This window comes from Kocuria sp. p3-SID1428, from assembly GCF_025149945.1.
Taxonomy (GTDB): domain Bacteria; phylum Actinomycetota; class Actinomycetes; order Actinomycetales; family Micrococcaceae; genus Kocuria.
The window spans coordinates 48,985-56,292 of record NZ_JALXVH010000013.1; the positions used below are offsets into that span (position 1 = coordinate 48,985).

Genomic DNA, 7,308 nt, shown 5'->3' on the forward strand with positions numbered 1-7,308 from the left:
GCCCCTTTCACATGCCCGAGCCACGGTGCGCCTTGCGCTGGTGGTGCTCTCGGGCGGGAGGGCCCTCAGACCCGGTCTGCGGTGGCCAGCTCGGGATTGCGGCGAGCCAGGGCCGCGCCGATGACCCACAGCACGACTACGAGGGCGCCGGTGGCCAGCAGCTGGAAGCGCACATCCGGCACACCCATGCCCAGCACGACGATGGCCGCGATGATGGCCAGCGCCAGGTAGTTGACGAAGGGGAAGCCGCGGCCCTTCACAGGCATGGGGGTCCCGTCGCGCTCGGCGCGGCGGCGCAGGATCAGGTGCGAGACGATCGTGGCCACCCACGTGACGATCAGCGTGGAGCCCACGATGTTGAGCAGGATGCCCAGCACGGCCTCGGCCCACAGGTAGTTCAGCAGCACGCCCACGAAGCCCAGGGCTACCGAGGCGAGTACGGCCAGCAGGGGGACGCGGCGGCCGTCGACCTGGTGCAGGGCCGCCGGCGCCAGGCCGCGCTCGGACAGCGAGTAGACCATGCGGGAGGCGCCGTAGAGGTTCGCGTTCAGCGACGACAGCAGGGCGACCACGATGATCACGCCCAGCACGGCGCCCAGCCCCGGCAGCCCGGCGGCGTCCAGGGTGGCCACGAACGGCGAGGCCAGCAGTTCCTCCGAGTCCCACGGCAGAGCCATCACCATGAGCGCGACCGAGCCCATGTAGAAGATCAGGATGCGCCACACGATGGTGCGCACCGCGCGGCGGATGTTCTGCGCGGGGTTCTCGGTCTCGGCGGCGGCCACGGCCACGATCTCGATGCCGCCGAAGGCGAAGGCCACCACGAGCAGGCCCGCGGCCACCCCGCCCAGGCCCATGGGGAAGAAGCCGCCGTGGTCGCTCAGATTGCTCAGGCCCGGGGAATCCGCCGGTGTGCCGCCGAGCAGGAAGACGATGCCCACGATCAGGAAGGCCACCACGGCGCCGACCTTGACCATGGAGAACCAGAACTCGAACTCGCCGAACTTGCCCACGCCGAGCATGTTGACCGCCGTGAAGGCGATCATGAACACGAGGGCCAGCACCCACTGGGGGAAGACGGGCCACAGGCCGTTGAGCAGCTGGGCGGCGGCCGTGGACTCGGCGGCGATCACCAGGCACAGCTGCAGCCACCACAGCCATCCGACCGTGAACCCGGCGGCCGGGCCGAGCGCTCGGGCCGTGTAGACGGAGAAGGCACCCGAGGAGGGCTGCGCTGCCGAGAGCTCCCCCAGGCTGCGCATCATGACGATCACCACGAGTCCGGCGATCACGTAGGACAGCAGCACGGCAGGCCCGGCGGTGTTGATGCCTGCGCCCGAGCCCACGAACAGCCCGGCGCCGATGGCCGAGCCGAGGCTCATCATCACCAGATGACGGCCCTTCATCCCGGCGCCGAGGCTCGAGGATCCGGCGGGAGCGGTGGGGCTGTCCGGCGCGTCCGCGCGGGGGGAGGGAGAGCTCATGCGGGTGAACCTAGCATCGGCGCGGGGCCGTGGCGGACGGGGCGCACCGGGTGACTCATTGCACAGCGTGCAACGTTGCACGGTGTGCAAATACCGTCCTATGCTGACGGCGTGAATCTGAACTGCCTGACTCCCCCGAGCGACAAGCGCGAGGCGACCAAGTGGCGCAACCGCCGCGCCGTCGTCGATGCTGCCGCGCAGCTCACGGCGGAGCACGGGATCAACGGATTCACGGTCGAGGCGCTCGCCGAACGCGCGGGCGTCTCTCGGCGCACCATCTTCAACCACTTCTCCTCCGTGGACGAGGCGATCTTCGCGTCGTTCGCGGGCAACCTCGATCAGCTCTACGAGCAGGTCCGGAGCGCTCTGGGCACCGAGCCGTTCGCATCGCTGTCGGAGGCCTGCGCTGCCTTCACCGCCGCGCTGCGCTCGGTCGACATCCTCACGCCCGTGCATCCGTCCATCGTGCTGCTGGCCTCCATGGAGCGGGACCGGCAGCAGTCGAGTCCTGAGCGGCTGCGCAGCGACGAGGTCTGGATGATCGGGCTCATGGAGGGCATCGTGCGCGAATGCATCGAGTCCCTCCGAGAGCGGATGGAGAGCGGTGAGCTCTGGGAGGTGCGCCTGCTCGTGGAGATGGCCGTGGCCGCGATGTCCGCGAGCATGAAGCAGTGGACGGAGACCACCGATCAGACGCTCACCGACGAGAATCGCCGGGCCTGGGCCTTCCTGCTCGACCGCTCGCTGACGCGGCTCGAGACCGGGTTCGCCCGTTCCGAGCACTGACCTGCACCGAATCTCCTCGCATTCCTCGAATCCCCGGGTGGCTCCAGCTGCTCGGAACCGACCTCCTGAAGGGAGCCACGCCAGTGGCCAAGTTCCTCTACCGCCTGGGACGCGGGGCAGCCACCCGCGCCTGGGTGGCGATCATCACCTGGCTCGTCCTGCTGGGCCTCGCCGGCGGGGCCTTCGCCGCGTTCAGCGGGACCCTGTCCAACTCCTTCGAGATCCCGGGCACCGAGACCCAGCAGCTGGCCGACCGTCTGGCCGACGAGCTGCCCGAGGCCAATCAGGGCATGGGAACGGTCGTCTACAGCACCGAGGACGGCTCGGAGTTCACGGATGAGCAGAAGACCGAGATCGGCGAGGCTCTGGATGCCGCGGCGGACGTGGACGGCATGGCCTCGGCCATGAACCCGTTCGACGCCCAGGCGGATCTCGACGAACAGCGCGACCAGGTCGAGCAGGGCGCCGAGCAGCTGCCCCAGCTGATCGAGCTGCGTGACAGCGGCCGTCTCGATGCTGCCGTGCAGGCCGGCATGCTGCCCGAGGGCACCACCGCCGAGTCGGTCACGCAGCAGGAGCAGCAGCTGCAGGTCGGCCAGGACACCATGGACATGATGGGCGACTACGGCTTCGTGTCGCCCGAGGGGTCCACCGCGGTCGCCACCGTGAACTTCGACGAGGACCAGATGTCCATCGAGCAGTCCACCAAGGACGATCTGATGGCGGCTCTCGACGACCACCCGGTCGAGGGCGTGCAGATGGACTACTCGACCGAGATCGCCCAGACCACCGAGATCATGGGCGTCGGCGAGATCGTCGGCGTGGTCGTGGCGATCATCGTCCTGCTGATCATGCTGCGCACCGCGGTGGGCGCGGCCCTGCCGGTGCTGACTGCGTTCGTGGGCGTGGGTTTCTCCACCATGCTGGCGCTGTCGCTGTCTGGACAGGTGCAGATGGCCTCCGTGACCCCGATGCTCGGCGTGATGCTGGGCCTGGCCGTGGGCATCGACTACTCCCTGTTCCTGCTCAACCGCTACCGCACCGAGCTGCGTCGGGGCACCGAGGTCATTGAGGCGATCGGCCTGGCCACCGGCACGGCCGGCTCGGCCGTGACCTTCGCAGGCATGACCGTGATGATCGCGCTGATCGGCCTGTCCGTCACCGGCATCCCCTTCCTGGCGCTCATGGGCGGGGTCGCCGCGCTCGCGGTTCTGGTGGCCGTGCTGATCACGCTGACCCTCACGCCCGCCCTGCTGGGCCTGGTGGGCAAGCGCCTGCTGCCCAAGTCGCAGCGCGATGTCATGGTCGATGAGGCCGAGCACGTCAAGACGCCCCTGGCTGTGCGTCGCCCGCTGCCGGTGCTGCTGGCGGCCGTGGCTGCGCTGGCGATCCTGGCGATCCCCATGGGGTCCATGCGCCTGGGCCTGCCCGACGGCTCCACCGAGCCCCAGGACTCGACGCAGTACGCGGCGTACACGACGGTGGCTGAGGAGTTCGGGGCCGGCAAGAACGGCCCCATGACGGTCGTGGCCGATCTGCCCGAGGACGCCACCGAGCAGGAGGCGCAGGAGCTGCAGCTGGCCGTCGGCCAGGAGGTCTCCGAGCTCGACGACGTCGCCTCCGTGGTCCCCACACCGATCGATGTGGACTCCGGAATGGCGCTGCTGCAGGTCGTGCCCGAGAGCGGGCCGTCCGATGAGGCGACCGAGACCCTCGTGGACGACATCCGCGGCCTGTCCGGCAACGTGGAGGCGGCCGGCGATCCGACGATCGGCGTGGCCGGCACGACGGCGGCCAACATCGATGTCTCGCAGGTCCTCTCCGATGCGCTGCCCGTCTACCTGGCGGTCGTCGTGGCGATCTCGATGGTCCTGCTGATCCTGGTGTTCCGCTCGATCCTGGTGCCCGTGATCGCCTCGCTGGGCTTCCTGCTGTCCCTGCTGGCGGCCTTCGGAGCGGTCGTGGCCGTGTACCAGTGGGGCTGGCTGAGCTGGCTGTTCAACGTCACCGAGCCCGGGCCGGTGCTCAGCTTCCTTCCCACGCTGATGGTCGGCATCCTGTTCGGCCTGGCGATGGACTACCAGCTGTTCCTGGTCACCGGCATGCGAGAGGCCCATGTCCACGGCTATCCGGCGCGGACCGCAGTGGTCCGCGGCATGGTGGGCGGCCGGGCCGTGGTGACCGCGGCGGCGATCATCATGACCTCGGTCTTCGCGGGCTTCATCTTCTCCCACATGGCGATGATCCGGCCCATGGGATTCGGTCTGGCCGCGGGCGTGCTGTTCGACGCCTTCCTGGTCCGCATGACGATCATCCCGGCGCTGATGACGCTGCTGGGGGAGAAGGCCTGGTGGTTCCCGCGCTGGCTGGATCGCATCCTGCCGAACGTGGATGTGGAGGGCGAGTCCCTGCAGCAGGGCAAGCCCCAGGCCGAGGCCTCGGCGTCGCGCGACGAGCGGCTGGCCCGGGAGGTGGTCGCCGCCGAGGAGGAGCAGGCGCTGGCCGGATCCTCCCGGTCCTCGCGGGGCAGGCACGCAGCCGAGTGAGCCGGGCCCTCGGATGAGCGGCGCCCCGGGCCCCCGCGAGGGGACCCGGGCGCCGCTCGTCCTGCTTCTCGCTTATCGTGAACAGCTCTGGATAACGCACCCGAAGGGTGCCATCATGAAGGTATGGAGACATCCGCCGACTGATCAGATCGATCGGGCTCCGCCAGACGCGGAGCGCAGGCTGATGGCGACGGAAGGAGCAGAACCATGGCTGAGGCATTCCCGAACAACGCCAAGTACACCCTGCCCGGACTGACCCCCGAGCAGGGCAACCGCATCGCGACGATCCTGCAGGACCGCCTGTGGGCCCTCAACGACCTTCAGCTCGTGCTCAAGCACGCGCACTGGAACGTTGTGGGCCGCAACTTCATCGGAGTCCACGAGATGCTGGATCCCCAGGTCGACGAGGTCCGCGCGGCCGTCGACGCCATCGCCGAGCGCATCGCCGCACTGGGCTACTCCCCGGACGGCCGCGCCAGCTCGCTGGTGCAGGGCCGCACCTGGGACGACTACTCCGTGGGCCGGGCCGGTGTGCTGGAGCACCTCGGCGCCCTCGATCTGGTCTACAGCGGAGTCATCGAGTCCCACCGCAAGGCCATCGACGAGGTCGGCGAGCTCGACCCGATCACCGAGGACCTGCTGATCAGCCAGACCGGCGGCCTCGAGGCCTTCCAGTGGTTCGTGCGCGCCCACCTGGAGAACGACGAGGGCGATCTCGCCACCCGCGGCGCGACCTCCGAGAACGACGCCGCCCAGCGCGCCGTCGGCAACGGCTGAGCGAGCTGATCCGACCCGCCCCCTCGACCCGCTCCCGGCGGTGCTGAGGAGCAGGTCCAGCGCAGGGCCCCGATGACCCCGGTCGTCGGGGCCCTGCTCATGGGTGGGTGGCGCGCATCGGTCCTCGGGCGGCCGGGACGGGCGGCCCGCAGTGGGACGCCCCTCACACTGCGTGCGCACAGCATCCCGGGGCATGTAGCGTGCTCCGGCATCCCTGTGCGCTCTCACCGGCCCGGGACGTCGAGAACCCCCGCCCAGCCGCCTTGGAGGATCCCTGTGCCGCACCCTGTCGAAGAGCCCCGGCCCGCGCAGCCCGACCTCGAGCCCGCGCGCGTGCGCACGCTGCTGGTCATCCTGATCACCGCCGCGTTCGTGGTGATCCTCAACGAGACCGTGCTCTCCGTCGCGCTGCCCGATCTCATGGAGGAGCTCGACATCCCCGCGCCCACCGCGCAGTGGCTGACCACCGGCTTCATGCTCACGATGGCCGTGGTCATCCCCACGACCGGTTTCGTGCTCCAGCGCTTCGCCCACCGCCGGGTGTTCATGGCCGCCATGGTCCTGTTCACCCTGGGCACCCTGCTGGCCATGCTGGCCCCCGGATTCCCCGTGCTCATGGTCGGGCGCGTGATCCAGGCCTGCGGCACCGCGCTGATGCTGCCGCTGCTGATGACCACCGTGCTCAACGTGATCCCGGTCGAGCGCCGCGGCTCCGTGATGGGCCTGATCTCCGTGGTGATCTCGGTGGCCCCGGCCGTGGGGCCCACGATCTCCGGGCTGATCCTGGACTCGCTGAGCTGGCGGTGGCTGTTCGCGATCATGCTCCCGATCGCGCTGGCCGCCCTGGCTCTGGGTGCATGGCTCATGCCCGCCATGGGGGAGCAGCGCCGAGTGGGCCTGGACCTGATCTCGGTGCCGCTGTCCGTGCTGGGCTTCGGCGGGCTGGTCATGGGGCTCAACGGCATCGGCGCCTCGGACGCGGCCATCCCGGCGGTGCCGTCCTTCGTCGTCGGCGTGATCGCGCTGGTGCTGTTCGTGCTGCGCCAGCGCTCGCTGCAGCGCGAGGACCGCGCCCTGCTGGACCTGCGCCCGTTCACCTATCGCGTCTACACGATCTCGCTCGGGCTGATGATCGTGTCCTTCGGCGGCCTGTTCGGGATGATCATCCTCCTGCCCATCTACCTGCAGTCGGTGCAGGGCCACTCCACGCTGACCACTGGGCTGGTCATGCTGCCGGGCGGTCTGATCATGGGCCTGCTCTCCCCGTTCGTCGGACGGCTCTACGACCGCCACGGCGCGCGGGTCCTGGTCATCCCGGGGACGATCCTGCTCAGCCTCGGCATGTTCACGCTGAGCCGGCTCGCGCTGGAGACCCCGCTGTGGACCGTCGTGATGGCCCACGTGATCATCTCCTGCGGCCTGGCCCTGCTGATCACGCCGCTGATGACCTCCGCCCTGGGCAGCCTGCCGCAGCCGCTCTACTCGCACGGCTCGGCGCTGCTGAACACCCTGCAGCAGGTGGCCGGCGCGGCCGGCGGCGCCCTGTTCATCACGCTGATGTCCGTGGGCACCCTGGCCGCCGTCCGGGGAGGGGAGTCGGAGCTGGAGGCCACGGCGCACGGCGTCCATGTGGCCTTCCTGGTGGGCTTCGGGATCGCCCTGGTGGCGCTGGCGCTCTCGTTCGTCGTCCCGCGCAAGCCGGCGAGCCCCGCGGG

5 protein-coding genes are annotated in these 7,308 nt (G+C 69.8%); 4 read left to right on the forward strand and 1 reads right to left on the reverse strand.

Annotated features, from left to right (window positions below; genetic code table 11):
• Positions 1–65 precede the first annotated feature (65 nt).
• The gene (locus M3E84_RS04670; RefSeq protein WP_259894868.1) at positions 66–1,484 is read right to left on the reverse strand and encodes an amino acid permease; all 1,419 of its coding nucleotides are present in this window, start codon (positions 1,482–1,484) and stop codon (positions 66–68) included.
• Positions 1,485–1,595: 111 nt separating this feature from the next.
• Between M3E84_RS04670 and M3E84_RS04675 the strand changes: the two genes are divergently transcribed.
• From M3E84_RS04675 to M3E84_RS04690, 4 genes are all read left to right on the forward strand, one after another.
• A complete protein-coding gene (locus tag M3E84_RS04675; protein WP_259894870.1) occupies positions 1,596–2,270 on the forward strand; it encodes a TetR/AcrR family transcriptional regulator in 675 nt (224 codons plus the stop codon).
• Between the two features lie 83 nt (positions 2,271–2,353).
• Positions 2,354–4,816 carry an MMPL family transporter gene (locus M3E84_RS04680; RefSeq protein ID WP_259894872.1) on the forward strand — a complete coding sequence of 821 codons (2,463 nt, stop codon included), beginning with the start codon at positions 2,354–2,356 and terminating at the stop codon, positions 4,814–4,816.
• A 207-nt stretch (positions 4,817–5,023) separates the two neighbouring features.
• On the forward strand, positions 5,024–5,593 hold the full coding sequence (locus tag M3E84_RS04685; RefSeq protein ID WP_259894874.1) for a Dps family protein: 570 nt from the start codon (positions 5,024–5,026) through the stop codon (positions 5,591–5,593).
• A 276-nt stretch (positions 5,594–5,869) separates the two neighbouring features.
• Positions 5,870–7,308: MDR family MFS transporter (locus M3E84_RS04690; RefSeq protein ID WP_259894875.1), on the forward strand; the 1,439-nt coding region annotated here is incomplete at its 3' end.

Excerpts from the sequence above, each read along its gene's own strand:
- M3E84_RS04670 (WP_259894868.1), bottom strand. The coding sequence starts at position 1,484 with ATGAGCTCTCCCTCCCCCCGCGCGGACGCGCCGGACAGCCCCACCGCT.
- M3E84_RS04685 (WP_259894874.1), top strand. The coding sequence starts at position 5,024 with ATGGCTGAGGCATTCCCGAACAACGCCAAGTACACCCTGCCCGGACTG.